The following is a 24,197-nucleotide window of genomic DNA, read 5'->3' as shown; positions in this document are numbered from 1 at the left end:
GAACCAATTTGAGTAGGATTGTTTGGGTTTTGTGGTTTCATGACATATTTTGTTTTTAATAATAACAACCATTTATGGAAATATGATTAAGTCAAATATAGCGGGTTTGGTTTTAAAAAACAAATATTTTGTTATAAAAAATAAAAAACCACTGGTGTTTTTGTTTTTTATTGTTTTTAAAAGGGGGGATTAATTCTATAGGGTTTTTTGGGGTAACTTGATCTGCTTTTAACATTAAAATAAAAGCGTTTAGAAGTTGTAAGGGGAGTCTGGAATGAGAAACTTCTTCTTTTTTAGATTGTTAAATATCTTTATTTAGTCCTATCAGTCTTGATCCTGTTTTTGAATGTGTGGGAATAAAAAAAGGCTATTTTAAATTAAAATAGCCTTTTTGAGTGACCCCGCTGGGGCTCGAACCCAGGACCCCATCATTAAAAGTGATGTGCTCTACCAACTGAGCTACGGAGTCAATATTTTTATTTTTAATTTTCAAGAACCTTTTGGTGACCATGATGGGATTCGAACCCATACGTCTTTCAACACCACCCCCTCAAGATGGCGAGTCTACCAATTTCTCCACATGGCCATTGAGAACGAAAAAGCCAAACTTTTGTTTGGCTTTGGTGACCCCGCTGGGGCTCGAACCCAGGACCCCATCATTAAAAGTGATGTGCTCTACCAACTGAGCTACGGAGTCGTAAACATTTCTTGTTTGCGGGTGCAAATATATTACCTTATTTTTGATTTTTCAAAGAAAAGGGGTTTTTATTTCTTTTTTTTTTATTGTTTTTTGTAAGTGTTTGATTTTTAAATTGTTTTGTATGAGTAAAATTGTGCTAGTTGGTTATATGGGATCAGGGAAATCAACAATAGGTAGGGCTTTGGCTCAAAGGGTGGCGTTAGAATTTATAGATTTAGATGATTTGATTGTTGAAGAAGAAGGAAAAACAATTAAAGAAATTTTTGAAACAAAAGGAGAAATTTACTTTCGTAAGCTAGAACATATTGTTTTAAAAAAGCAGTTGCTTAAAAAAGAGTCTTTTGTCTTAAGTTTAGGAGGAGGAACTCCTTGTTATGCGGGAAATCATTTATTATTGCAAGAAGATAATGTGAATTCTATTTATTTAAAAGCTTCTGTTCAACTATTGGTTGCTCGTTTGATTATGGAAGCAGATAAAAGACCCTTGGTAGCTAATTTGAATAAAGAGGAGATGGGAGAATTTGTGGCCAAGCATCTATTCGACAGAAGCTATTATTATACTAGTTGTAAAAAAGTAGTTTCTGTCGATAATAAGACGGTTGATGTAATTTGTGATGATTTGATCGCTCTTTTATTCTAAATAGGCGTATTGGTTATTGTTTTCAAATACCACATGAACATGTTCTAATATGGAGGTTGATAAAGAAATGCCTTTAAAATCGGCTTTTATAGGATATTTTTTGTGATTTCGGTCTACAAGAACAGCGGTTTTAAATTTTTGAAGGGGAACTTCTAAAAAGTGTTTTACTCCATATATAAGGGTGGTTCCTGTATTGAGTACGTCATCTACTAATACAAGTCCTTTGTTGTTATAGTCTTCTTTTGATAGGCTTGTTTCTATGGGAGAGGTAGGATTTTTTTTGTTGATTATAACTTCACAAAATTGAATGGATAGGGGAGAAATATCTTTTAGAATAACAACTAGTTTTTGAGCTAATATACTTCCGTTTCCTTGTATGCCAGCAATAATTATTTCTTTTTCATCAATAAATGTTTCGTATATCTGATATGCAATACGTTTCATTTTGAATTCTATTTCAGTGTTGTTTAGGATAATATTTGTGTTCATTTGTGTTGTTATTTTTTTGTAAATATAAAAAAGAGTTCCTTACCTTGTCTGGGTTTGATTGAATTATAGGCGCTTTCTAATATTTTTATATTAAAATAAGGAGCAAATAGATGCTGATATTCCTCATAGGAGCCTCCAAAAGGAGGGCCTTGTTCAGTCAAAGGAAATTGGAATAGAAGACCTGTTATTTTTCCTTGTGGCTTTAATAATGAATTCATTTTTGAAACATATTCTTTTCTTAAAAAAGGAGGAATAGCACAAAAAAAAGTTTGTTCAATGATGAGATCATAATTGCCATTATGTAAAAAAAAATCTTCAAATATAATTTGGTTAGGCGCAACTTGCGGGAATCGCTTTTTTATGTTTTCGATAGGTGTTTTAGCGTAATCAAGCACATAGGTGTTATTAAAACCTTTTTGGATTAAATATTCAAATTCATAGGAATTACCTCCGCCAGGGATTAGTATTTTGAGGTTTTTGTTAGTTAACTGATTAATATATGCTTTTAATGGTTGGGTAATAGTACCAACATCCCAGCCTATTTCGTTTTTTTGATACCTACTTTCCCAATAATTATTATTCAGATTCATTTTCTAATTCGTTTTCAAAATCTAATTCAAATTCATCTAAATCACGACGGTCTTTTTTTGTAGGACGCCCTTCACCGTATTTTCTATAATGTGCTTTAGAAAGTTTAAGCATTTCTAAGTGAGCAAATGCTTCTTCAGGGGTTTCATCTCTCCGATAGATGTCTACTAATTTTGCACCTACTCGATTAGCAGGAATATCTAAAACTTGAAGGCTATAGGTAATTTGATCTTTTCTAAAAGTTACTTTATCTCCAGGGAAAACTTCTTTAGAAGGTTTGGCCGTAATTCCGTTTACAGTTATTTGGTTTTTTTTACAAGCTTCGGTTACCATGTTACGAGTTTTGTAATACCGTACGCACCACAAATATTTATCAATACGCATAAAATCAAAAATCTTAGTTAAATTAGTATACAAAAATAATTCAAAATTGTATCTTGCGTGCAAATTTTAAAAAAGAATGAATAAATTGAATAAATTGATAGCAGTGTTGTTGTTGTTAACTTCGCTGGTTTCTTGTAATAAGAATGATGATACAGTAGATTCAGTACCTCCTAAGGCATATTCAGAGCAAATACCTGGGGAAATTCTAGCGATAGAAAAGTTTTTTGAAGATTACCACATGGATGTTGATGCGGATAAAAATGTTGAATTCGTAAAAAGAATTGGTTCTAAGTCTGGTTTAGTTTCTATAAAAGATCAGTATGCGCCAAAGTTTAAAACGATACGATATAATGATTATGACTTTAAGGTATATTATATTAATCATAATGGAGGAGAGGAGTTAAAACCTGAACTATCTAAAACTCCTTGTCCTATAGATTCTGTTTTGGTTGCTTATAAAGGTATGTTGTTAAAAGAAAAAACAGGTTTTGATCAAGAAAAGACAACATTTAATAAATATCAATTGTTTGACGGAACAGAAAATCCAATTCGTTTTGATTTAGATAAAGTAATAGTAGGTTGGTCTAGAGTGGTTTCATTAATGACGATAGGAAGTATAACTATTGATCCTGTTACAAATACTCAAAGTTTTAAAGATTTTGGTGCAGCGGTATTCTTTTTGCCTTCGGGATTAGCCTATTATTCTGGGGTACAAGCAAAAATACCTGCCTATTCGCCTTTGATTTTTAATATAAAATTAATATCAATGAAAAGGAAAGATCATGATTTTGATGGTCATACAACTTTTGAAGAAGAATATAGTTTTGATGCTTCAAACTTAAATGCTCCTTGGGTTAATTTAAAACGAGATACAGATGGGGATGGATATCCTAATTACATTGATCGTGATGATGATAACGATGGAATATTTACCAAATATGAAGCAGATGGGGATGATAATCGTAATGGTATTCCTAACTATTTAGATAAAGAAGATAGAAGAAGGAAATAGACTAGAGAAGAAGGAAAGAATTTAGCTAAAAAGAGGCTGTCCTAATTTGGACAGCCTCTTTTATTACTAAAATATTCGGATACCTATCGGAGATGATTTTCATATATCCGATTCTTAGAAAGTGAATTCAATTTTTAGGATACCTTTTTTTGTTATTCAGTTTCTAAGAGCCAATTTTTAAAATCATAAAAATTCTGAGGAGCTACTCCGTGACCTATAGGATATTCTTTATAACTATTTTTAATTCCTAAACTGTTTAATATAGGTTGTGCTTTGCGTGCCCATTCTACAGGAACGACTTGGTCTACACTACCATGTGAAGCAAATATTTGTAAATTACTAAAATCATTTCGAGAGTAATTTTCTAATGCAATATCTTGATTAAAATAACCACTCATACCAACTATCCGTTGAATTTTGTTAGGATATGATAAAGCAGTTGCATAACTCAAAATACATCCTTGGCTAAAGCCAATTAGAGTTACCTTATTAGGGTCTATAGGATAGTTGGTTACTAATTCGTCAATAAAATGAGCTATTAATTCTCTAGAACCGCGCGCTTGATCTAAATCCGAAAATTTATTTTCATTGGCATCAAAGTTAATGGCATACCAAGCATAAGCATTAGGCATCAGATTATAAGGTGCGCGAGCAGAAATAATGTAATAATGATCGGGAAGTTCGGAGGCAAATGAAAATAAATCCTCTTCATTACTTCCGTAACCGTGTAATAATAAAAGTAAGGGATTTTTGTCTTTTTTTACTTTAGGTTCTTTGACTAGATGGTGCAGAGATAAATTCATTAGATAGTTTTAAAAAAATAGTGAAATAATGTTCCTAATAATGGTAATGGGCGGGATTCGCCTTTGCTAGCGGTATATAGACCATAAAAACTTAATAAAGAGATAAAAATCCACATACTTATGGTTGCCATAGGGATGTTAAAATTAGATAGCATAAGTCCTAATGCAATAAAGGTAACAGATAATCCTAAGCCTTGTCGCACATGAAAAGAACCAAATTGGGTTTTATCTTCTCCGCTATTCATTGATAGAGCAATGAGAGGACCTACTATTAGTATGTAGCTTATTATGGCGGTGCTTTTTCCTTTTTTAATATCGTTTAAGTCCGTGTTCATTATTGGTTTTTAATAAATTGAGAGTTGTTAATAGTTCCTATAACTTTTCCCTTCATGGGTTGGTTTATAAAAGCTGAGTTTTTAGATTTTGATAAAATGTTTTCTTTTGAAAAAAACCAGTTTTCGCTAGGACTAAAAAGGGTTAAGTTAGCTATTGCACCTTCTTTTATAAGAGGTTCTTCTATAGTGAAAACTTTTCGTCCTGCGGTTAATTTTTCTACGATAACATCAACAGGTAAAATAGTTTGCAAGGCTCCATAGCTGCTTTCTAATCCAATAGTTCCGTTTTTGGCTAAATCAAACTCTAAATTTTTGTTTTCAATGTTTATAGGGTTGTGGTCACTTGTAATACAATCAATAGTGTTGTCTAAAATTCCTTCAATAAGAGCCTTACGGTCTTTTTCCGTTCGGATTGGAGGTGTTACACGGTAATTAGAATCAAAGCTGGTTAGAACTTCATCGTTTAATGTTAAGTGATGAACAGACACACTACAACTTACCTGTAGGCCTTTTGCCTTTGCTTGTCGAATTAATTCCACCGAATGCGCTGTAGAAAGAGTTGGAATATGAAGTTTTCCTCCTGTATATTCTAATATGTATAAATTACGAGCTATAATTAATTCTTCCGCTAAAGCAGGAATTCCTTTTAATCCTAGTTGAGTAGAAGTTACTCCTTCGTTTACAATTCCTTTACCTTTTATGTTGTTGTCCATTGAGTAGGCAATAACTTTCCCGTTGAAATCTTGTGTGTATTGGAGAGCTATTTTGAGAATATTAGCATTGTCTAAACTTTTATTATAATCGCCAAAGGCTATCGCCCCAGCATTTTTCATGTCTAAAAGTTCGGCTAAGTCGTTTCCGTTACTATTTTTTGTAAGTGCACCAATAGGATATAAATCAGTAGTACTTTGATTCGTTTTTTGTTTAACGAAAATGATTTGGGATTGATTGTCTAAAATAGGAGAGGAATTGGGTTGTAGAAGAACCGCTGTAAAACCGGATTTACTAGCTACTTGTAATCCGTTGCTAATACTTTCGCGATCTTCAAATCCAGGTTCTCCTAAAGATACACTAGTATCTATCCACCCCTTTGAAATATGCAAGTTAGCAAACGTAATTTCTTCATAATCGATCATAATCGGAAGGCTTTTGCCAATCTTTTCTATCTTTCCATTACTGATTTGAATATCAACGATTTCTTGATTTAAAGTGTGGTTTTTTTCAATAATTCGAGCATTGCGGATAATTAGGTTCATTTTACAAATTTTTGAATGAGCAATTCGATAATCAAAAGCAATAAAGCAAAAATAAGAAACCCCTTCCAGATTTGTTGATCAGTACGTTCCAATTGAAGGGTTTCAAAAAAATTATTTAAGCTATTTATCGTTTTGATTTTGTTATGGTTAGTATCTTTGGTTAATAGGCTTTCTTTGCGATCGTAATTAAAACTAATAGGATGAATCGCTTTTTGGTTTTGACTAATTTGATAATTACCAGCTTTTTTTGGATTGTCGCCACAGCTAAATTTTAGTTTATCTTCTAGAATTTGTTGTATGGGGATAAAGTTTTCTTCTTTATTTGCAATAGAAACTACTTGATCTTTGTTGAGTAATGCCTTAATTAGGGTGGTTTTGTTTTGACCAATTATGTGATATTGTAAACCATTTTTGCTAGTTGAAACCCCCATTTTATAAAAAGTTGGTACAATTAATGGTGCATTTTGGAAATTAGAATTTTCTTTATTTAAGGGAGCTGAAAAAATATATACAACCCCTGTGTTTTTGTATGATGTGTTTAAGAATGCTGATTGATCTTCATAGGTAAGCGCTTGAGGAAGGTCACTTTTTATTTCAAAAGATTGTTTTACACTAGGGTATTGAAAATTGTTGATTTTCTTTTCAAAAACATCATTGTACAAAGGGTTTGAGAAATTAATTTTTGTAATTTTCTTTTCTCTGTTTTGTAAATTACCGAATTGAAGGGGGGCAAAGTTTTTTAGAAAAGCATTTAAATTAAGGGGGTTTGTTTTTTCAGAAGGTATAATGATCAGACTGCCTCCTTTTTCCACAAACTTTTTTATATTAGTGTGCATGGCTAAAGGAATATTTTCTAGCTCATTCAATATAATACAATCTTGGCTTTCTATATTTCTATAGTCTAAGTGATTTGGATTGCTATTAGAAAAACTAAATTCGGGGGATGTATAAATTCGGCTAAGAAAATTAGTTTTTTCAAGCTCTCCTATACTGAGGACTTTTATAGTTTTAGGTTTTGAAAAATTAAAATAAAAGGTGTTATCAAAAGTTAGACTGTTGTCGTTTAATGAAACGCATCCATTGAAGGTGTCTTTTGGAATTGTAAATAATAAGGTTTGTTTGTTTTTATTTAAAGGCATGATGGCTTTAGCTATCAAATGGTTTTGATTATATAAAGAAACAGGCACTGATTTTGCTTCTTTAAAATTAGAAGATACTAATACGCCAATTTCATAAAAATGATCAAATGTTTGGTTTATAAAAACACTATCAATAGCTGCGTTATTTGTTTTTTCGGCTTCAGGAATTAAGAAAAAGGTATTATTGTTTGCAGGCTGTTTTGTTAAGGATTCTGTTTGTAAGCCAATAGCATCTGTAATTACAAGAATATCTTTTCCTTGATTATTATTGTGTGATTTTGTTTTAATCAAAGCATTTTCAAGAGAAAAAGGAATTGGACTATAATTTAAATTTTGAAGTTCTTTCGAAATTGTTTTAATATTGGTATTCCAAAAATCGGTATCATTTGTTAGAATTGAGAAAGTTGTTTCTTCGGGGATGTTTTCTAATAAATCTTGTACTGCCCTTTTAAGTAATTCTCCTTTTTTGCCTTTTGCTTGCATACTAAAAGAGTTGTCTAATAGTATAATGAGTTCATTGTTTTTACCTGTTTGATCAAGAGCTTTAAAAAACGGTTGAGCAAAAGCAATGATGAGAGCCGTTAGTAATAAAAGCCTAGTTACTAATAATAAGTATTTTTTTATTTTGGAACTTTTACGTGTTTGAACGATTAATTCTTTTAGAAAACGAACATTCGTAAAGTATTCTTTTTTAAACTTACGTAATTGGAATAAATGCACAATTACTGGAATGATCAGTAAAAAAAGAAAATAGAGGATTTCAGGATGTTTAAATTGCATTTATATTTTGAGTTTGTCAAAGATACATTTTTTAGATTGAATCTTGTGAGTAGATTAATGGGTTAGTAATTTTTTTAAAAATATTTCTAAGAAAAAAAGCAAAATCAAAACTTAGGAGGAAAGTTCTCTTTTCTTTAATTTTTCTTTATAGAATTCTTTTTCTGCTATATAAATAGTTTTCGTTACCTCACAAAATGTAACATCGCCTGTTTTGTTAGTAATATGTGTTATTTTAGTGTGTTCTATTTCTTTACCTATTTTTACCTTTTCTATAATTTCATTTATTTCATCATCACTAAAGTAAAAAGTTGCATAAACGTTTTCTCGCGCAGGTTTTTTAAAACGAATTAAGGCTGCTTTGTCCCATACGATATAATTTTCTTTTAAAATGTACATTAATTGTGTCATAGGAATGGGATCTACAGCTGAAAAAAGGCTGCCTCCAAAGATAGATCCAACGTAATTTTTATTTTTATAAGTATGAGGGATTTTTATGTGTATGTTTTTTAAATCTTCTGATATATGGGTTATGCGAGCGGTACTACGCTTATACATAGGAGATAGATTAAATCCATATTTTAAAAAAACAGAGGGTTTGATGAATTTTCTCGCGAATTTAGAAAGTTGTTGATACATTGGTGCTTAATTCATTAAAATTGATTCAAAACAGTTTTAATTGTCAAAAATAAACTATTTTTGACTAAATTCCTTTCTTAAAAAAATCAAATAGTGAGAAGATGCATCGTTTTTTTATAATTATCTTAAGTCTTATTATTGTAACTAATGATGCTTCTTCACAAGGGGTAAATACAGTAAAAAAAACGGAAATAAAAATCGAAAAAGCAAAACGAGCTTTGAGAGAGTTAGATACTAAAAAATCAATGGTGCTGGCTCAAGAAGGATTATCCGAATCATTTTTGTTAAACGACAATACCTTAAAGTCTAAAGCTTACATGGTTTTGGGATGTAATTTTACTGAATTTGCAAATACGAAAAAAGCCAAAGATTATTTTTTTAAATCCTTATACTATGCCAATTTAGTAGAAAATGATACACTCAAAAATCTGGTATATAATAACCTTGGTGCAGTTTATTCTTACTACGAAAACAATTTTGAAAAAGGGATTGAGTATTATAAAAAAGGATTGGTTTACGCGGAAAAAATAAATAAACCGATTCAAACTGTTTATAACTCTTTGAATATTGCAGGGGCTTATGTTGATGAAAATCGTTATGAAGAAGCAATACCTTTTTTAAGGAAGGCAGGTCATTATATGCAATACAATCAAGAATCGGAAGCTCAATTAAATTATAATGCCTTGTGGGCACGATATTGTAGTTATAAAAATCAAAAAGAGAAAGCAGAACATTTCTTTGAAAAAGCTATTCAATATGGCGTAACAGAAAAAGAAAATTTATTAGATAGTTATTTAGCGGAGGTTTATTATGATTATGCTATACATTTTGAAAAGTTTTCGGAATATAAAAAGGCTCTAAAATATCAAAGATTAAGTTCTCTATATAAAGATAAAGTTTACAACCAAGCCCGCTCTGAATCAGTAAAAAACAAAGAAGATGCGATAAAAATAAAAGAATATGAAGGACACATAAGTTATATTGAAAAACAAAAGGAAGAAAAAGAACTTAGTTTAAAAAAAACGTATGTAATCATTGCATTATTTATGGTTATTGTGGTTTTTCTAATTGTTTTAGTTTACATATTGTATAAAAATAACCGTAATAGACGCAAAAGTTTTATGCGTTTGCAAAGAATTAATAGTGAACTTGAAGATGCCAAAGATAAAGCTGAGGAATCTACCCGAATAAAATCGCAATTCGTATCAACTATTACACATGAATTAAGAACCCCTTTATATGGAGTTATCGGTATTTCTGATTTGTTGGCTGACGAATATCCTGAAATAAAAAACAGCAAATATTTAGAATCTTTAAAATTCTCAGCCCAATATTTATTGTCTTTAGTAAACGATGTTTTGCAAATTTATAAGATAACCGAAAGGAAAATTATTTTAGAGAAAAGTAATTTTAACCTTAGAGATAAGCTAGAGGCTATTAAAAATAGTTTTTACATGCAATCTGTCAAGACAATGAATGCAATAAATATAGATATTGATCATATAATCCCTGAAAGAATTATAGGAGATGGTCTTAGGCTTTCCCAGATTTTAATGAATTTGATTAGTAATGCACTTAAATTTACGGAAAATGGAGCCGTAGACATAAAGGTTAAATTACTCAAGATAGTAGATGACCAGTTGCGTTTAGAATTTGTTGTAGAAGATACAGGAATAGGAATTGCTAAGGAAAACCAGCAACGGATTTTTGAAGAATTTGTTCAAATTGAACGTCGAGAAGAAGACTATCAAGGAACTGGTTTAGGGTTGCCTATTGTGAAAAAATTAGTAGCCTTATTTGGCGGGACTATTTTTTTAGAGAGTGAAGAAGGCAAGGGGACTAAAGTTGTATTTCAGCTAAACTTTGAAATTGATAATCAGATTTTTTTACCTAATCTATTGCTAGATAAAAACGACAGAGGTGTGCTGAAAATACTTTTAGCAGAGGATAATAAAATCAATCAAATTGTAACAGAAAAAATATTTAAGGCTTTTGGTTGTCAGGTGTTGATTGTTGAAAATGGATTAGAAGCAATAGAAGTTTGTAAAAAAGAAAGTTTTGATATTGTTTTTTTAGATATCAATATGCCTATTTATGATGGCTATGAAGCGGCTATTCAGATAAGAACTTTTAATATTACTACTCCTATTATTGCTTTGACTGCTTTTGATAAATTTGAGGTATTTAGTAAATGTAAAAGTGTAGGTATGAATGATGTATTAGTAAAACCTTTTGAAAAAGAACAGTTAGTAGTCCTTTTAAACCAATATGTAGGGCTAGAAAATGTTCAGAGTAGAGATTAACTTAAATACGAATTAGAGGGTTTGCTGAAAAACAGGTCTTTATCTTATTACGAATGTACCTATAAAAGGTTAATGCCTTATATTTACAAACGGTTATAGAAAAATAATTGTATCAAAATTTGATTAAAAAGCAATCTTTTAAACGTTTCTCTCTAACAAAGAGGCAGAGATGATAGGTTTGTTTCTTTATAACAAACTATCTTTAGTTTTTCAGCAAGGGCTAATAGAATTTTATTTCTTTTTACGTTTTTCTGTGCGTTTACGTTCAACAGCGCGGTTTCTAGGAGCTGTTTTTCGAGGTTTGCGTTTACCAGGACCACCTAAATTTACCTTTTTATTCTTTTCTGATTTTTCTTGAAAGGCAGTGTTTTCAGATGCTTTAGGCTTTTTAAGTAAATGCTTTATTTTTTGCTTTTCCTTTTCAGGTCCTATTAATTGTGTTGAAATTTCTACACTTTCAGGGAAATCTAAAATAGGGATTTCAAGATCCATTAGCATTTCGGCTTCTATTTTTATATCCTCCTCTCTTGGTGTGATAAAACTGATTGCTATACCCTCTGTGTCAGCGCGTCCAGTTCTACCAATACGATGGATATATTGTTCTGGAATTTCAGGCATTTCAAAGTTTATGACATGTGTAATGTTAGAAATATCCAGTCCTCTTGCCATTACATCTGTGGTAATAATACCTTTAGTTTCCCCTTTTTGGAAAGATGACATGGTAAGTAAACGATAGTTTTGTGATTTGTTAGAATGAATTATACCAAATTGATCAGGAAAATCGGCTTCAATTTTATCATGAAGCATGTCAGCAATTTTTTTATTATTAACAAATATTAAAATTCGTTCTAAAGTTTCATTCGTTTGTAGTAAATGTTTTAATAAATTTACTTTAGTATTAAAGTTAGGAACATGGTATGATACCTGTTCTATTTTTTCTAACGGAGTGCCTGACTTGGCAAGGGTAACTTCTTCAGGAAAATCAAAATAATCATTAAGTATTTCATCTACTTCATCTGTCATAGTAGCTGAGAAAAGAATATTTTGGCGTTTGGGTTTTAACATGGTTAAGATAGAAGTAATCTGTGGACGAAAACCTAAATTCAACATTTCATCAAATTCATCAATTACTAGTTTAGTTACTTCTTGCAAAGATAAAACACCATCTAAAGCTAAATCCATTATACGTCCAGGGGTTCCAACCAAAATATCTATTCCTTGATATACTTGGTTTTTTTGAGTGTTTATGTTTACGCCCCCATAAATTCCTAGAGTTCGAACAGACATATACTGTGTCAGTTTTTCTACTTCATCTACTACTTGCACCACTAATTCTCTAGTAGGTACTAAAATCATGATTCGTGGATTGTACGTTTGAGCAAATTTATATTGTTTTAGTAGTGGAAGTAAATAGGCAAATGTTTTACCTGTTCCTGTTTGAGCAATTCCCATAACATCTCTACCTGACATGATTACATTAAATGATTTTTCCTGAATAGGAGTAGGGCTGACAAATTTTAATTCGTCTAATGCTTTTTGTAAAGATTTTGGTAAATTAAAGGGCTCAAATGATGACATATTTCTAATTGTATTTTTTGCAAAGGTATTGTTTATAGTCGATATTTCTAGCAGAAAGGACTATAACTTCAATTAGAATTTATTACTAGAAGATTTTTATTGCTAAAAAGAGATATTTATATTGTGAAACTGGTTGTGTTGGAAATGATAAGGTTGTCCGAAAAGTATGATTTAATGTTTGAATGACTACTTCTATGAAATTATATTAGACACATTTATTGTTTCTCCCTTTGGGTGAATGATATAAGATTGTGTGCTCTTTTCGGACAGCCTGATGTTTTTTAGCTATTAAGCATTACTGGCATAACAAGCATTGTAACTGTTTCTCCTTCATCTAATCCATCAGCGGGAGTTAATATTCCTGCGCGATTTGGCATAGACATTTCTAATTGGATCATGTCGCTTTGTAAATTTGTTAGCATTTCCATTAAGAAACGAGAGTTAAAACCGATTTGCATATCATCTCCTTGATAATCACAAGTAAGGCGTTCTTCTGCTTTATTAGAATAATCAATATCCTCTGCTGAAATATTTAATTCAGCACCTGCAATTTTAAGACGAATTTGATGTGTGGTTTTATTTGAGAAAATGGCTACACGGCGTACTGAACTTAAAAATTGTGTACGATCTATTAATAATTTGTTTGGATTTTCTTTTGGTATAACAGCTTCGTAATTAGGGTATTTTCCATCAATTAATCGGCAGGTTAAAATATAATTGTCAAAAGAAAAAGTTGCATTAGCATCGTTATATTCAATAGTTACTTCAGCATCAGAAGCAGCTAATATACCCTTTAAAATGTTTAAAGGTTTTCTAGGCATAATAAAATCAGCAACTTGAGAAGCTTTTACATCAGTTCGTGCATATTTCACTAATTTGTGAGCGTCTGTAGCAACAAAAATCAATCCCTCGGGTGAAAACTGAAAAAATACACCACTCATAACAGGACGTAGGTCGTCATTACCTGCTGCAAAAATAGTTTTGCTTACTGCTGTTGATAATACTTCCGCGGGAACCAATGTTTTAGAAGGGTCTTCTAGAACAACTGCCTTAGGAAATTCTGCTCCTGGCGAATAGGCTAAAGCGTATTTACCCGATTGAGAACTGATTTCAATAGTGTTATTCTCCTCGACTGTAAAAGTAAGAGGCTGTTCTGGGAACGTTTTTAAAATTTCTAACAATAGTTTAGCGGGTACAGCCACACTTCCTTCACTGGTAGAATCTATGCTTAAAGAAGCCGACATGGTAGTTTCTAGATCTGAAGCAGAAACCACTAATTGGTCTTGTTTTAATTCAAATAAAAAATTGTCTAAGATAGGTAAAGTATTGCTACTGTTTATTACGCTACCTAGGACCTGTAGTTGTTTTTGTAAATAAGAACTCGATACAATAAATTTCATCGCAAATTATTTAAGTAAGTAACCTTATGGTGTATAGATTTTAGTTTTTACAAATATATCGTAAACTAATTAGTTTTTGAAATTATTTTTTTAAATAATTATTGAGCAAATTTTCGTTTTCTGAAATAACTTAAAATAACACCAAAAAGGATTAAAATAATTAGTGGTGCGCCAACCGTAATGAATTGAATGTAAGTATATTCTTTATACACTTTTTCTTTATCTAATAAGGGAAGTTCTACCTCTTTACTACGGATGTTAATTAACCCCTTGTCGTCTAATAAGAAGTTTACACAATTCATTAAGAACTCTTTATTAGCATATAATTGGTTAGTCCATTTGTCAAAACCTAGTTCCATTGGCTGTCCATTTTGATCGAGTTGGTTTTTAATAATGTCTCCATCAGATATTATTATCATCTTAGAATCCTTACCCACGTTTTTAAAATCAAGCGATTTAAAAGCCAATACACGATTTTCAAAAACAGAATGAAATTTACCTTCTAATAATAATGCTACAGGAAAATTACCAGGAATATAATCTTTTAGGATAGGTTTTTCGTTAACCATTTCAAGGTTAATTTCCACGGGGGTGCCTACCGTTCTTGAATAAGGGGATGATTTTAATAAAATAGTTTTCTTTATACCATTTTTTAAGGTGTCAATAGGGTTTGCAAATTCAAATTTAACACCATCAATATTGTTTACAATAGGGTGTTTGCTTTCTGTGTAAACAAAAGGGGAATAGAGCCAAGGATAATTTTGGTATTGTGTCTCGCTTCCTCTTTTTCCTGTAGCTAATGCTATGGGTACGGCTTGCATATCTTTGATCAATACGGGATTTATACGAAAGCCATATTTGAAAAATAAATCATTTAAGCCTAAATTATTTGCAAATGCTAATGTACTACCTGTTTGATTTAAGTCTTCCATAGAAACGTTTACAGCATCCATTAGCCAAAGGGTTTTTCCTCCGTTTATCACGAATTGATCTAATACCTGTTTTTCGGCATCTGTAAAACCTGATTTGGGTTTAGCAATAATGGCTAAGTCGAATGTTTTGAGTGCTTTTTGTATTAATTCAGGCTTAGCTTTTACAGAGTCTATAGGGAAAGGAGCAATAAAATAATTATCGCGAACGGTTTGTAAAAAATCAGCTTTTAAGACATCTGGCAGTTCATTTTTACCTTTTATGATGGCAATTTTTTTCTTTTTGGGCGTTGTTATTTTATGAAAAGCATCCGTAAAAGCATATTCTAAATGTTGTACTGAATGAATAACTTTTTGTTCTGTACTGGCTCCCATACGGTTTTTAAGTAAAGGGACTTTTGTACTTTTGCCTTTGTAGGTAGCAATAGCCCAAGGATAGACTACTTCTTGTGATTGTTTTCCTTTGTCATCAACCGTTATTTTGATAGGAGTTAATCCGCGTTCATAAAATTGCTGCATCACTGCTTCTGCTTCTTCGGGATTTTCGAGAGGATTAACAAATTGAAATATAATATTAGGGTTATAGGCTTTTAATTCTTCTAATATTTGTTTTGTTTCTAATTGTAAGCGTTTGAACTCTGTAGGAAAACTACCTTCTAGAAATACATCTACATAAAGTGGTTCTTGTGCGTTTTTTAGAATATCTAAAGATGTTTCTGATAATGTATATCTTTTGTCTTGTGTTAAGTCAAAACGTTTAAAGACATAATGACTAATACTATTTAATAGAACCAATCCAAGGATAAGACCAATCATTTTTTTTGCAGAATTTTTCATCTTATTTCTTGTAGTTTTTAAGGTTAATAACAGTTAGTATATAAAAGAAAAAAATGACACTGATAAAATAGATTAGGTCACGTGTGTCAATGACACCTCGGCTGATACTTTTGTAGTGATAATCCATTCCTAATGATGCTACAAAGTCATTGAAATTTCCAAAGAAGGTTAATGTAGAGATGCCTTGAAATCCAAAATAAAATATAAAACAGATCAATACAGCTGTTAGAAAAGCTACAATTTGATTATCTGATAAAGTAGATGTGTAAATACCTATAGAGGTATACGATCCGACGAGAAATAATAATCCAAAATACGATCCTAATGTACTACCAAAATCTAAATTTCCTTCGGGTAAACCTAAATCATAGATTACTTTTACATAAACTAATGTGGGAACTATAGCTACAAGTATCAATAAAAAAGCACCTAGGGATTTACCAATAACAATTTCACCTAAACTCATAGGTTTGGTTAATAAGAGCTCGATAGTGCCTTGTTTTTTTTCATCAGTAAAACTCCTCATAGTTACAGCGGGAATTAGAAACAATAAAATCCAAGGAGCAATTGTAAAAAAAGAGGTTAAATCGGCAAAACCAGAGTTAAGTATATTGTAATTACCTTCGAAAACCCATAAAAGTAATCCCGTTATGAGCAAAAATAAAGCAATGACTAAATAACCAATGGGAGATCCAAAAAATGATCGAAATTCTTTTAGAAGTATGGCTTTCATAAATTTTTATATAGGTTTAAAGTCTAAAGTTTAAAAATATTGTATAATGGACAAAAGTAGTTCAATAAGCTCAAAGTTAAAATTTTAAACCAAAGAAACCCGTTTGTTTACACTCCAAGCCTCTGGTTTATCATTAAATAGTTTTTTGGTAAAGGTCCAAACTTCATCAAATAATGCGGAATTTCTGTAATTTTCTAGGGCTTCAGGACTTTCCCAATAGCTATATGTGAAAAAAATGCAAGGATTATTTTGGTCTTGATAAAGTTCTAATAACTGATTGCCAGGCGAATTGCGAATTTTATCTTTTATTTGTTCAAAATTCTCTAAAAAAGCGGGAATGTTTTCTTCATGAAAACTGAGTTTTACTATTCGGGTTAACATATAGTGTTGCTTATGAGTTTAACTGTATGATGATTTTATTCAAAAATAACGCTCACGGTATCTCGATATTTTAATCCTAATAATGATTTAGCTGTACCAGTAGTATTCGGATTGCTTTTGAATATAGCAATTTCAAGGTAGCCAGCTTCGTTAAAAAGAGCTAACTTTTCACCTTCATAATCTTTAAGGGTGTAGCCTTCTCTTATATTAAAATCAGAATACGAGCGATGTATTTTTTTTATCGTTTTATTGCCAAATTTTATTTCAAACTTCTTATCAATATTTAATTTTTCAAAAGAATTTCGAGTAATATTGGTCACGCAGTTTCCGTAATGATCAATATATATAACATTTCCTTTAATTTTGTTTGATTCTACCATTTCCTGTAGTTGGTTTTGTGGTTTCAAATCTTCAATTTTTTTACCAATGACATCCAGTTGTCCTCCTTTTGCAATATGACAAGCCACAGCTAACAAAATGTCTGTATCAGTAGCTGTTTTAGGTAAATGATTAGAAACATTGATTTCTGTTATGCTTTCTGGTTTTTGGTTTTGACAAACCAAACTCATGATTCCGTTGTCAGCACATACAAAATAGTGTTCGTTCCAATATACAACCAGATGTTTTGTGCTAACAGTTTGTTCACTATCAACACCTATTAGATGAACAGTACCTTTTGGAAAGTTGTAATACGCAGCGCTAATTACATAACTTGCTTCTATTATATTGAATAGGTCTATTTGATGAGAAATATCAACAATTTGAGCATTAGGGATTTGTGTGAAAATTTTTCCCTTTAGTGCACCTACAAAGTGGTCTTTGAGTCCAAAATCGGTAGTAAGTGTAATTATTGACATTCGATTGTTTATAACTATTGCTGTATTATTGGGGCAAAATTACTAGATTTGGGATAAACAAAACGAATTTATTTTTAACTAAATTAATCTGACATTGAACGAAAGGGTTATAGAATTAGAAAATATAGCTCCTAAAGAATTTTGGGGAGCTCATGACAAACATTTAGAAACAATAAAAAAATACTATCCAAAACTTAAAATTGTGGCTAGAGGAACTACTTTAAAAGCGTTTGGAGAAGAAGATGTGTTAGATGAGTTTGAACTACGATTTCGTAGATTGATGCTTCATTTTACACGTTTTAATAGTATTGATGATAATGTTATTATGCGGATTATAGAAGGGGATGTACAACCAAATAATCAAATGTCTGATCATGATAAAATATTAGTTCATGGTGTAGGAGGGAAACTAATAAAAGCTATGACACCTAATCAGCAATTATTAGTAGATACTTTGCAAAAAAATGATATGGTTTTTGCTGTAGGACCTGCAGGGACAGGAAAAACCTATACAGGAGTTGCTTTGGCTGTTAGAGCTTTAAAAGAAAAACAAGTAAAGCGAATTATATTAACTCGACCTGCTGTAGAAGCGGGGGAAAATTTGGGCTTTTTACCAGGAGATATGAAGGAAAAGCTAGATCCGTATATGCAACCACTTTACGATGCTTTGCGCGATATGATTCCTCCTCAAACTTTAGAAGATTATATCATGAAAGGGGTTATTCAAATTGCGCCTCTAGCCTTTATGCGCGGTCGTACACTAGATAATGCCTTTGTTATACTAGACGAAGCTCAAAATACAACACATAGCCAGATGAAAATGTTCCTGACTCGTATGGGACGAAACGCTAAATTTATTATTACAGGCGATCCAGGTCAGGTAGATTTGCCTCGTAGAACAATATCAGGATTAAAAGAAGCTCTTTTAGTATTAAAAAATGTAGACGGAATAGGAATAATTTATTTAGATGATAAAGATATTGTACGTCATAAATTAGTTAAAAAAATTATTGATGCTTATAAAAGCATAGAAAATCAAGATTAATCAATAAACGTTGCTAAAATAACCTTGTTAGAATGGTTGTTGAATACGAGTAAATACACAAATAAGGATGTTGTGCGTCAGCAACGAGAACCTTTAACCAAAGAAGGAAAATGCGAGAAACGACAAAAATATTTACTGGAGGAAGCAAGACAACCATAGTTGACGGAAAAATAACCGAGACAGTTGGTGGAGATTATCATATTTGGGCAGAAAGTATTGAATATAATGCTGGTGAACAAATTATAATGAGCGGAAAAGAAAAAGAAGTTACATTTGGCGAATATGTTCCACCTGAAAAATATTACACTACACATCCTTATGTTGAAAAAGTAGAATTTTTTGACCAAAACAATAAACTACTCAATCAAAACACCAAAGATTTTTATTATGGTCAAAAACTCAAAATAAAAGTTACCACCAAAAATGCCAAAGACGGCAAAATGATTTATCTTACCTTGCAAGGAAAATCAAAAAGCAAGAACCAAAATTTTGATATGATGAACGGTAGCGGTTACCGTTGGGGCTTTGTTCCTGTTTTTAACAATCAATACGAAACGCCACTTTTTGAACTCAATCCAAATTGGTACAGCGATGATTTAGAAGAATACGATTATGACCAACACATAACCAAAATAAAAGAAGAAGATTTAAACGAATTTTATGTCAAAATTAGCTTTGAAGCCAAACCCGTTTATCTCCCACTCGAAGGCGAACGCCTAAAACCAGTAACCTACAAACGAAATTATGAAGAGTTAATAGGTTTATTCAATACAGATGATTCAGGTTCAAAAGATTTATTAACCAACTACGAAAATAAATTTATAGACGCGCACAAAGAAAAAAACGATGCCATAAAAAACATTGTAGATGGATTCTCTGAATATCTATGCGAGGATAACAGAGATTTAACCACAGACCAAATCGAGGCAAAAGTAATAAAAAGTGCTAAAGAATTGTGGGATTATGCCGTTTGGCAACACAAAGACCATACTTCTACCATTGTTACCACTATCAAAAAAACAGGAGAAAAGGAAAAGGAAATAAAAGAAATAGAAGCCATTCTTGATGACCGACCATTGTATTGGGCAAGAAATGCAATGCAAGTAATCCTAAAACGCCAATATGTTTACATAGAAGATATTAAAGCATTACCCCAAAAAGACCAAGACGATTTCTTTATCAAATCAATAGTTCCGAAAAATAGTAAACTTTACAAAGCAATACAGCTTTTTGAAGAAAACAGCCGTAATTATACTGGAATAGATTTTTCAAAAGCAGTTGGAAATAAAAAAGTTTTGATTACGGGGTTTGATCCGTTTCAACTTAATCCTGATACAAATTTTAATACAAGTATGGGGGCAGATTCTGTAAACACTTTTAATCCTTCTGGTATTTTAGCTTTATTTTTACAAAATAATCAAGATTTACAAAATAAAAATATTCAAATTCAAACTTGTGTATTTCCTGTTCGCTATGAGGATTTTGACAATCAAGTTGTTGAAAATGTAATAAAAGAACATATTGGACAGGTAGATTTGATTATAACTACTAGTTTGAATGGAGGTAACAACTGGTTTGATATTGAAGCAGATGCTATTGAGTATAGGGGAGGTTTCCACGATAATATGTGTATTGGAGGACAGGATTATAAAGAATACAATTACAACTCTAGTAGATTTGTTCTAAACACCAACAAAAAACATAACTTAACTACATTACCAAAAATTAAAATTTTTGGTAATAATCTTTCTGTGAATATAAATGGTTTAGATGTTAGATTTGATAGTTCAAAGTTAAATTCATCGACTGAGGGTGGTGGCGGAAATTATTTGTCAAACGAAATAATGTACAGAACTACAGCCATAAGGGGAGTCTCCTCAAGTAAACCCGTTGGGCATTTCCATTTAGCAAATCTTGATAATGTAACTAGAATTAAAGAGGTTATAGATGTTGCCATAGAAGTAATAAAAAAAATAATTTTATAATTATGAGAACTTTATATACCCTTATTTTATTAAGTTACTTTTATCAACTTTCATATTCACAAGCTTGTGGAGGTGGCAAATTTGTATTTGAATTTTATAGAAAAGATAATTACGAATTGAAATACGAAATTACTTCAGTGGAGATAAAAGATATAAATTTAGCCTCCGAAGATATTTATATGGGAATAGTTATGGATTCAATTAAATTAAAACAGATAAATCAATTTAAAATTGATATAAATAAATTACCCAAATTCATAAATAAATCAATAACTTTTGATAATAAAATTAAAAATAATCAATTAACTTTTAATACACTAGAGTTGTATAATAAATTATTTTTGCTAACAGTTTGGGATAAGAAAACAAAAATTCAAATTCTTGTAAAATTATTTGGAGGTTGTGATAGAAAAAACATTGTTGTTATGGCTGAAAATCCTAAACTAATACCATTAAAATAAATGAACAGTAAACGAACTATAATTGAACCAATTTTGCCGATCGCACAACAAGAGTTTTGAAATAGTGTGGCTTCAGGCTCAATTTAATGTTGGTTTTGTATTTGTAAAGTTCAGTATCTCTTAAACTGAAAGTCTAGGCTTCTTTACTCACACCATCGCAAAGCTCTAAGACGACAAATACTAATTTATAAAAAAACAAAACAATTGCAATATAAGAGGTAATAATAAGGTTTATGACTGGTTAAGTATTTTATTCCAATTTTTAAAACGAAGATCTTCTAAAGTATGTTGATTTAAAGTGAGAATAAATGAATCATACCCTTTCTGTAATAAATGTTTTAATTGGCATTCACTACTCGGAAAAATACAAGGTTTAGCTTTGCAATCAATAATAGGATTTTCATCCTGTTCTAATAAATGAATTAAATTACCAAGAGGGGTTTCTAAGGTTTTTTCAGCAATACGTATTCCGCCTCCTTTGCCTCTTTTGGTTTCTATTAAATTATGATTAGAAAGAAACTGAATAACTTTGATTAGATGATTTCTAGATAAATTAAAAGTACTGGCCAACTCATCTAAAGAAGTAGCTTTTTCTTTGTTTAGATGGACTAAAAAAATTAGTACTCGCATAGAAAAATCCGTAAAGTGATTCAGTTTCATAAACTTTTTTAATTAAGATTTAAAATCTGTGGACCAAACTCTTCAAAATGAATAGCATTTTTATCCACACCTAAGTTGATAAGCGATTGATAATGCGATTTTATAAATAATTCTGGACCACAAATATAGTATTTAGCATCTTCTATTAAAATTTCTTCTTGATGATTCATTAAATTAATGCGTCCTCTTCTTATGTTATCTGTTTCAGAGTCTATTTGTTCATAATATGTATATGATTTTAAGTTTTTGTCTTTTTGAGCTATTTCTTCTATTTCATCTTTAAATGCTTGTACTTTTTCATTACGACAACTATGTATCCATATAGTCTGATTGTCATAATCTTTTTGGCTTTGAAGCATACTTAATAGTGGAGTAATTCCTATTCCTCCGCTTATTAGAACCATTGGATAATCTATTTTTTTTCCAATATTAAAAATGCCTGCAGGAGCTGATACAAATACTTCGCTTCCTTCTTTTTTATGATGTAGAACATTAGAAACTAATCCGTCAGGATTATTGTTAGTGCCTTTTTCTGATTTTACAGATATTCTATAATATTTTTCGTTAAATGAGGATGAAAGACTGTATTGTCTTGGTTGTTCATGCCCTAATTCTTCTATATGAGTTTTGATTGTAATGTATTGTCCAGGGAGGTAATCAGCAATTGCTTCGTTGTCTTTAGGAGCTAAATAAAAGGATTTAATCTCTTCACTTTCTTCAATGATTCTGGTAATGATAAAACTTCTCCATCCTTTCCATCCTCCTTTTTTGCTAAGATTATTTTGATACATTTCTTCTTCTATTTGTATCATTAGTTGAGCTAATTGCCCGTAAGCTTTTGTCCAAGCACTTAATAAATCCGCTGTTGCCGATTCTTGTAGGACTTCTTTTATAGAAGCGATTAGATGATTTCCTACAATTTCGTATTGCTCTTTAGTAATATTAAGACTAACGTGTTTGTTACCAATTGATTTGAGAGTGTTTATTAAAACACTTGGGTTTTCTATATGTTCTGCATAAGCTAATACAGCCATTGCTAAGGCAGTTTGTTGTTTACCACTTGCTTGATTTCCTAAATTAAAAATATTTTTCAATTCAGGATTATGAGCAAACATTCTATTGTAGAAATGTTTTGTTAATAATACACCGTTTTCTCTTAATACAGGAATAGTTGCTTTAATTAATTCTTTTTCGGTTGTTGTCATTATAAATTGTGTTTTATGGAACAAATATATTAAAAAAAACGAATAAGTTGTATTTTAAATACAACAAATAAAAAAAGGATTTATCTTGTGAGTAAATAGGAAACCTTTATTTTTGTAAGACTGTTTACAATAAATGTAAATTATAACAACACAACAGAAATGAATACTATTACTTCTACCCAGTTTAATTTTCCTGGGCAAAAATCAGTTTATCACGGAAAAGTACGTGAAGTTTATAATATCAATGATGATCTATTAGTAATGATTGCTACGGATAGACTATCAGCTTTCGATGTTATCATGCCTAAAGGAATTCCCTACAAAGGACAAATTTTAAATCAAATTGCCACAAAATTCATGGAAATGACAAAGGATATTGTGCCAAATTGGTTAGTGGCAACACCAGACCCTAATGTAGCAATTGGTCATTTATGCGAACCTTTTAAAGTAGAAATGGTTATTAGAGGATACTTATCTGGTCATGCAGCTCGTGAATATAACGCAGGAAAACGTACATTATGCGGTGTTACAATGCCGGAAGGGATGAAACCCAATGATAAATTTCCAGACCCTATAATTACACCCACAACTAAAGCAGCGGTAGGAGTGCATGATGAAGATATTTCAAGAGAAACAATTCTAGCTAAAGGAATTGTTTCTGAAGAAGATTATTTAGTTTTAGAAAAATATACACGTGATTTGTTTCAAAGAGGTACTGAAATTGCCGCATCACAGGGATTAATTTTGGTAGATACTAAATATGAATTTGGTAAAACGAAAGAAGGAACGATTGTTTTAATTGATGAAATTCATACACCTGATTCCTCTCGCTATTTTTATGCTGATGGTTACCAAGAAAGACAAAATAGAGGAGAAGATCAAAAACAATTATCAAAAGAATTTGTGCGTCAGTGGTTAATTTCAAATGGATTTCAAGGGTTGGAAGGGCAAGAAATACCTGAAATGACTGACGAATACATAGGAACCGTTTCTGATAGATATATAGAATTATACGAAAATATTATTGGGGAAAAATTTGAGAAATCAGATATTTCAAATAT

At 31.2% G+C, this 24,197-nt stretch carries 23 protein-coding genes and 3 tRNA genes; 7 read left to right on the top strand and 19 right to left on the bottom strand.

The genetic code is table 11. The annotated features are described in order from the left end of the window. Positions 1–396: 396 nt before the first annotated feature. From B0A78_RS12455 to B0A78_RS12445, 3 genes are all read right to left on the bottom strand, one after another. Positions 397–469: transfer RNA gene (locus B0A78_RS12455), tRNA-Lys, on the bottom strand. Positions 470–501: 32 nt separating this feature from the next. Further along, positions 502–586 (bottom strand) — tRNA-Leu (locus B0A78_RS12450). Positions 587–621: 35 nt separating this feature from the next. Next, positions 622–697, bottom strand: a tRNA-Lys gene (locus B0A78_RS12445). 124 nt (positions 698–821) lie between these two features. Between B0A78_RS12445 and B0A78_RS12440 the strand changes: the two genes are divergently transcribed. Further along, entirely contained in the window at positions 822–1,340 is a 519-nt protein-coding gene (locus B0A78_RS12440) for a shikimate kinase (RefSeq protein WP_065213313.1), read from the top strand. Here the strand turns inward: B0A78_RS12440 and B0A78_RS12435 are convergent. From B0A78_RS12435 to B0A78_RS12425, 3 genes are read right to left on the bottom strand one after another with little or no spacing between them, the layout of a single operon-like run. Next, positions 1,332–1,829 carry a phosphoribosyltransferase domain-containing protein gene (locus tag B0A78_RS12435; protein ID WP_077226010.1) on the bottom strand — a complete coding sequence of 166 codons (498 nt, stop codon included), beginning with the start codon at positions 1,827–1,829 and terminating at the stop codon, positions 1,332–1,334. The genes B0A78_RS12440 and B0A78_RS12435 overlap by 9 nt on opposite strands. A gap of 8 nt (positions 1,830–1,837) precedes the next feature. Further along, on the bottom strand, positions 1,838–2,419 hold the full coding sequence (locus tag B0A78_RS12430) for an SAM-dependent methyltransferase (RefSeq protein ID WP_097609719.1): 582 nt from the start codon (positions 2,417–2,419) through the stop codon (positions 1,838–1,840). Then, entirely contained in the window at positions 2,406–2,801 is a 396-nt protein-coding gene (locus B0A78_RS12425) for an RNA-binding S4 domain-containing protein (RefSeq protein WP_014165666.1), read from the bottom strand. Before B0A78_RS12425 ends, B0A78_RS12430 begins: the two co-directional genes overlap by 14 nt. 76 nt (positions 2,802–2,877) lie before the next feature. On the opposite strand from B0A78_RS12425, the gene B0A78_RS12420 reads away from it, so the two are divergent. Further along, positions 2,878–3,813, top strand: coding sequence for an FKBP-type peptidyl-prolyl cis-trans isomerase (locus B0A78_RS12420; RefSeq protein ID WP_014165665.1), 936 nt, complete (start codon positions 2,878–2,880; stop codon positions 3,811–3,813). A 152-nt stretch (positions 3,814–3,965) separates the two neighbouring features. Here the strand turns inward: B0A78_RS12420 and B0A78_RS12415 are convergent, their stop codons facing one another. The 5 genes from B0A78_RS12415 to B0A78_RS12395 form a co-directional block, all read right to left on the bottom strand. Next, positions 3,966–4,616, bottom strand: a complete 651-nt coding sequence (locus B0A78_RS12415) for an alpha/beta hydrolase (RefSeq protein WP_014165664.1) — start codon at positions 4,614–4,616, stop codon at positions 3,966–3,968. Next, entirely contained in the window at positions 4,616–4,951 is a 336-nt protein-coding gene (locus tag B0A78_RS12410) for a hypothetical protein (protein ID WP_014165663.1), read from the bottom strand. Before B0A78_RS12410 ends, B0A78_RS12415 begins: the two co-directional genes overlap by 1 nt. After that, the gene (locus B0A78_RS12405) at positions 4,951–6,207 is read right to left on the bottom strand and encodes a dihydroorotase (protein WP_065213312.1); all 1,257 of its coding nucleotides are present in this window, start codon (positions 6,205–6,207) and stop codon (positions 4,951–4,953) included. The genes B0A78_RS12410 and B0A78_RS12405 overlap by 1 nt, the downstream gene beginning before the upstream one ends. Further along, positions 6,204–8,126, bottom strand: coding sequence for a vWA domain-containing protein (locus tag B0A78_RS12400; protein WP_065213311.1), 1,923 nt, complete (start codon positions 8,124–8,126; stop codon positions 6,204–6,206). Before B0A78_RS12400 ends, B0A78_RS12405 begins: the two co-directional genes overlap by 4 nt. Before the next feature lie 111 nt (positions 8,127–8,237). Continuing rightward, positions 8,238–8,762, bottom strand: a complete 525-nt coding sequence (locus B0A78_RS12395; protein ID WP_014165660.1) for a DUF4442 domain-containing protein — start codon at positions 8,760–8,762, stop codon at positions 8,238–8,240. Positions 8,763–8,863: 101 nt separating this feature from the next. On the opposite strand from B0A78_RS12395, the gene B0A78_RS12390 reads away from it, so the two are divergent. Beyond that, the gene (locus tag B0A78_RS12390; protein WP_097609718.1) at positions 8,864–11,065 is read left to right on the top strand and encodes a tetratricopeptide repeat-containing hybrid sensor histidine kinase/response regulator; all 2,202 of its coding nucleotides are present in this window, start codon (positions 8,864–8,866) and stop codon (positions 11,063–11,065) included. Between the two features lie 231 nt (positions 11,066–11,296). Here the strand turns inward: B0A78_RS12390 and B0A78_RS12385 are convergent, their stop codons facing one another. From B0A78_RS12385 to B0A78_RS12360, 6 genes are all read right to left on the bottom strand, one after another. Then, entirely contained in the window at positions 11,297–12,643 is a 1,347-nt protein-coding gene (locus B0A78_RS12385) for a DEAD/DEAH box helicase (protein ID WP_014165658.1), read from the bottom strand. Between the two features lie 281 nt (positions 12,644–12,924). Further along, positions 12,925–14,043: a DNA polymerase III subunit beta gene (dnaN, locus tag B0A78_RS12380; protein ID WP_014165657.1), complete on the bottom strand. Its 1,119-nt coding sequence runs from the start codon at positions 14,041–14,043 to the stop codon at positions 12,925–12,927. A 98-nt stretch (positions 14,044–14,141) separates the two neighbouring features. Beyond that, a complete protein-coding gene (gene gldG / locus B0A78_RS12375) occupies positions 14,142–15,809 on the bottom strand; it encodes a gliding motility-associated ABC transporter substrate-binding protein GldG (protein WP_065213309.1) in 1,668 nt (555 codons plus the stop codon). A 1-nt stretch (position 15,810) separates the two neighbouring features. After that, positions 15,811–16,542: a gliding motility-associated ABC transporter permease subunit GldF gene (gldF, locus tag B0A78_RS12370; protein WP_065213308.1), complete on the bottom strand. Its 732-nt coding sequence runs from the start codon at positions 16,540–16,542 to the stop codon at positions 15,811–15,813. A gap of 84 nt (positions 16,543–16,626) precedes the next feature. Next, the gene (locus B0A78_RS12365) at positions 16,627–16,923 is read right to left on the bottom strand and encodes a putative quinol monooxygenase (protein WP_014165654.1); all 297 of its coding nucleotides are present in this window, start codon (positions 16,921–16,923) and stop codon (positions 16,627–16,629) included. 35 nt (positions 16,924–16,958) lie between these two features. Next, positions 16,959–17,780 carry an SAM hydrolase/SAM-dependent halogenase family protein gene (locus tag B0A78_RS12360; RefSeq protein ID WP_014165653.1) on the bottom strand — a complete coding sequence of 274 codons (822 nt, stop codon included), beginning with the start codon at positions 17,778–17,780 and terminating at the stop codon, positions 16,959–16,961. Positions 17,781–17,874: 94 nt separating this feature from the next. On the opposite strand from B0A78_RS12360, the gene B0A78_RS12355 reads away from it, so the two are divergent. The 3 genes from B0A78_RS12355 (at position 17,875) to B0A78_RS12345 (ending at position 21,271) form a co-directional block, all read left to right on the top strand. Continuing rightward, positions 17,875–18,825, top strand: a complete 951-nt coding sequence (locus tag B0A78_RS12355) for a PhoH family protein (protein ID WP_014165652.1) — start codon at positions 17,875–17,877, stop codon at positions 18,823–18,825. A 110-nt stretch (positions 18,826–18,935) separates the two neighbouring features. Continuing rightward, positions 18,936–20,810 (top strand): hypothetical protein, encoded by a 1,875-nt coding sequence (locus B0A78_RS12350; protein WP_097609717.1) that lies wholly within the window; start codon positions 18,936–18,938, stop codon positions 20,808–20,810. Positions 20,811–20,812: 2 nt separating this feature from the next. Then, positions 20,813–21,271 (top strand): hypothetical protein, encoded by a 459-nt coding sequence (locus tag B0A78_RS12345; RefSeq protein WP_014165650.1) that lies wholly within the window; start codon positions 20,813–20,815, stop codon positions 21,269–21,271. A gap of 231 nt (positions 21,272–21,502) precedes the next feature. Here the strand turns inward: B0A78_RS12345 and B0A78_RS12340 are convergent, their stop codons facing one another. Beyond that, the gene (locus B0A78_RS12340; RefSeq protein WP_014165649.1) at positions 21,503–21,931 is read right to left on the bottom strand and encodes an Rrf2 family transcriptional regulator; all 429 of its coding nucleotides are present in this window, start codon (positions 21,929–21,931) and stop codon (positions 21,503–21,505) included. A gap of 8 nt (positions 21,932–21,939) precedes the next feature. Then, positions 21,940–23,136 (bottom strand): NO-inducible flavohemoprotein, encoded by a 1,197-nt coding sequence (hmpA, locus tag B0A78_RS12335; protein ID WP_065213307.1) that lies wholly within the window; start codon positions 23,134–23,136, stop codon positions 21,940–21,942. Positions 23,137–23,295: 159 nt separating this feature from the next. Here hmpA and B0A78_RS12330 point away from each other — a divergent pair. Further along, positions 23,296–24,197 (top strand): phosphoribosylaminoimidazolesuccinocarboxamide synthase (locus tag B0A78_RS12330; protein WP_097609716.1); only part of this gene is annotated, 902 nt, incomplete at its 3' end.

Origin of the sequence: Flavobacterium columnare NBRC 100251 = ATCC 23463 (genome assembly GCF_002530675.1) — a bacterium.
GTDB classification, from domain to species: domain Bacteria; phylum Bacteroidota; class Bacteroidia; order Flavobacteriales; family Flavobacteriaceae; genus Flavobacterium; species Flavobacterium columnare.
The sequence above is the reverse complement of the archived record's forward strand: the minus strand, read 5'-3'. Positions and strand labels throughout refer to the sequence as shown.

What these genes read in the sequence shown, in the direction of transcription:
- hmpA (WP_065213307.1), bottom strand. Translation starts at nt 23,136, where the DNA reads ATGACAACAACCGAAAAAGAATTAATTAAAGCAACTATTCCTGTATTA.
- B0A78_RS12400 (WP_065213311.1), bottom strand. Translation starts at nt 8,126, where the DNA reads ATGCAATTTAAACATCCTGAAATCCTCTATTTTCTTTTTTTACTGATC.
- B0A78_RS12365 (WP_014165654.1), bottom strand. Translation starts at nt 16,923, where the DNA reads ATGTTAACCCGAATAGTAAAACTCAGTTTTCATGAAGAAAACATTCCC.
- B0A78_RS12405 (WP_065213312.1), bottom strand. Translation starts at nt 6,207, where the DNA reads ATGAACCTAATTATCCGCAATGCTCGAATTATTGAAAAAAACCACACT.
- B0A78_RS12350 (WP_097609717.1), top strand. Translation starts at nt 18,936, where the DNA reads ATGCGAGAAACGACAAAAATATTTACTGGAGGAAGCAAGACAACCATA.
- B0A78_RS12385 (WP_014165658.1), bottom strand. Translation starts at nt 12,643, where the DNA reads ATGTCATCATTTGAGCCCTTTAATTTACCAAAATCTTTACAAAAAGCA.
- B0A78_RS12415 (WP_014165664.1), bottom strand. Translation starts at nt 4,616, where the DNA reads ATGAATTTATCTCTGCACCATCTAGTCAAAGAACCTAAAGTAAAAAAA.
- gldG (WP_065213309.1), bottom strand. Translation starts at nt 15,809, where the DNA reads ATGAAAAATTCTGCAAAAAAAATGATTGGTCTTATCCTTGGATTGGTT.
- B0A78_RS12420 (WP_014165665.1), top strand. Translation starts at nt 2,878, where the DNA reads ATGAATAAATTGAATAAATTGATAGCAGTGTTGTTGTTGTTAACTTCG.
- B0A78_RS12430 (WP_097609719.1), bottom strand. Translation starts at nt 2,419, where the DNA reads ATGAATCTGAATAATAATTATTGGGAAAGTAGGTATCAAAAAAACGAA.
- B0A78_RS12340 (WP_014165649.1), bottom strand. Translation starts at nt 21,931, where the DNA reads ATGAAACTGAATCACTTTACGGATTTTTCTATGCGAGTACTAATTTTT.
- B0A78_RS12390 (WP_097609718.1), top strand. Translation starts at nt 8,864, where the DNA reads ATGCATCGTTTTTTTATAATTATCTTAAGTCTTATTATTGTAACTAAT.
- B0A78_RS12410 (WP_014165663.1), bottom strand. Translation starts at nt 4,951, where the DNA reads ATGAACACGGACTTAAACGATATTAAAAAAGGAAAAAGCACCGCCATA.
- gldF (WP_065213308.1), bottom strand. Translation starts at nt 16,542, where the DNA reads ATGAAAGCCATACTTCTAAAAGAATTTCGATCATTTTTTGGATCTCCC.
- B0A78_RS12345 (WP_014165650.1), top strand. Translation starts at nt 20,813, where the DNA reads ATGAGAACTTTATATACCCTTATTTTATTAAGTTACTTTTATCAACTT.
- dnaN (WP_014165657.1), bottom strand. Translation starts at nt 14,043, where the DNA reads ATGAAATTTATTGTATCGAGTTCTTATTTACAAAAACAACTACAGGTC.
- B0A78_RS12435 (WP_077226010.1), bottom strand. Translation starts at nt 1,829, where the DNA reads ATGAACACAAATATTATCCTAAACAACACTGAAATAGAATTCAAAATG.
- B0A78_RS12440 (WP_065213313.1), top strand. Translation starts at nt 822, where the DNA reads ATGAGTAAAATTGTGCTAGTTGGTTATATGGGATCAGGGAAATCAACA.
- B0A78_RS12360 (WP_014165653.1), bottom strand. Translation starts at nt 17,780, where the DNA reads ATGTCAATAATTACACTTACTACCGATTTTGGACTCAAAGACCACTTT.
- B0A78_RS12425 (WP_014165666.1), bottom strand. Translation starts at nt 2,801, where the DNA reads ATGCGTATTGATAAATATTTGTGGTGCGTACGGTATTACAAAACTCGT.
- B0A78_RS12395 (WP_014165660.1), bottom strand. Translation starts at nt 8,762, where the DNA reads ATGTATCAACAACTTTCTAAATTCGCGAGAAAATTCATCAAACCCTCT.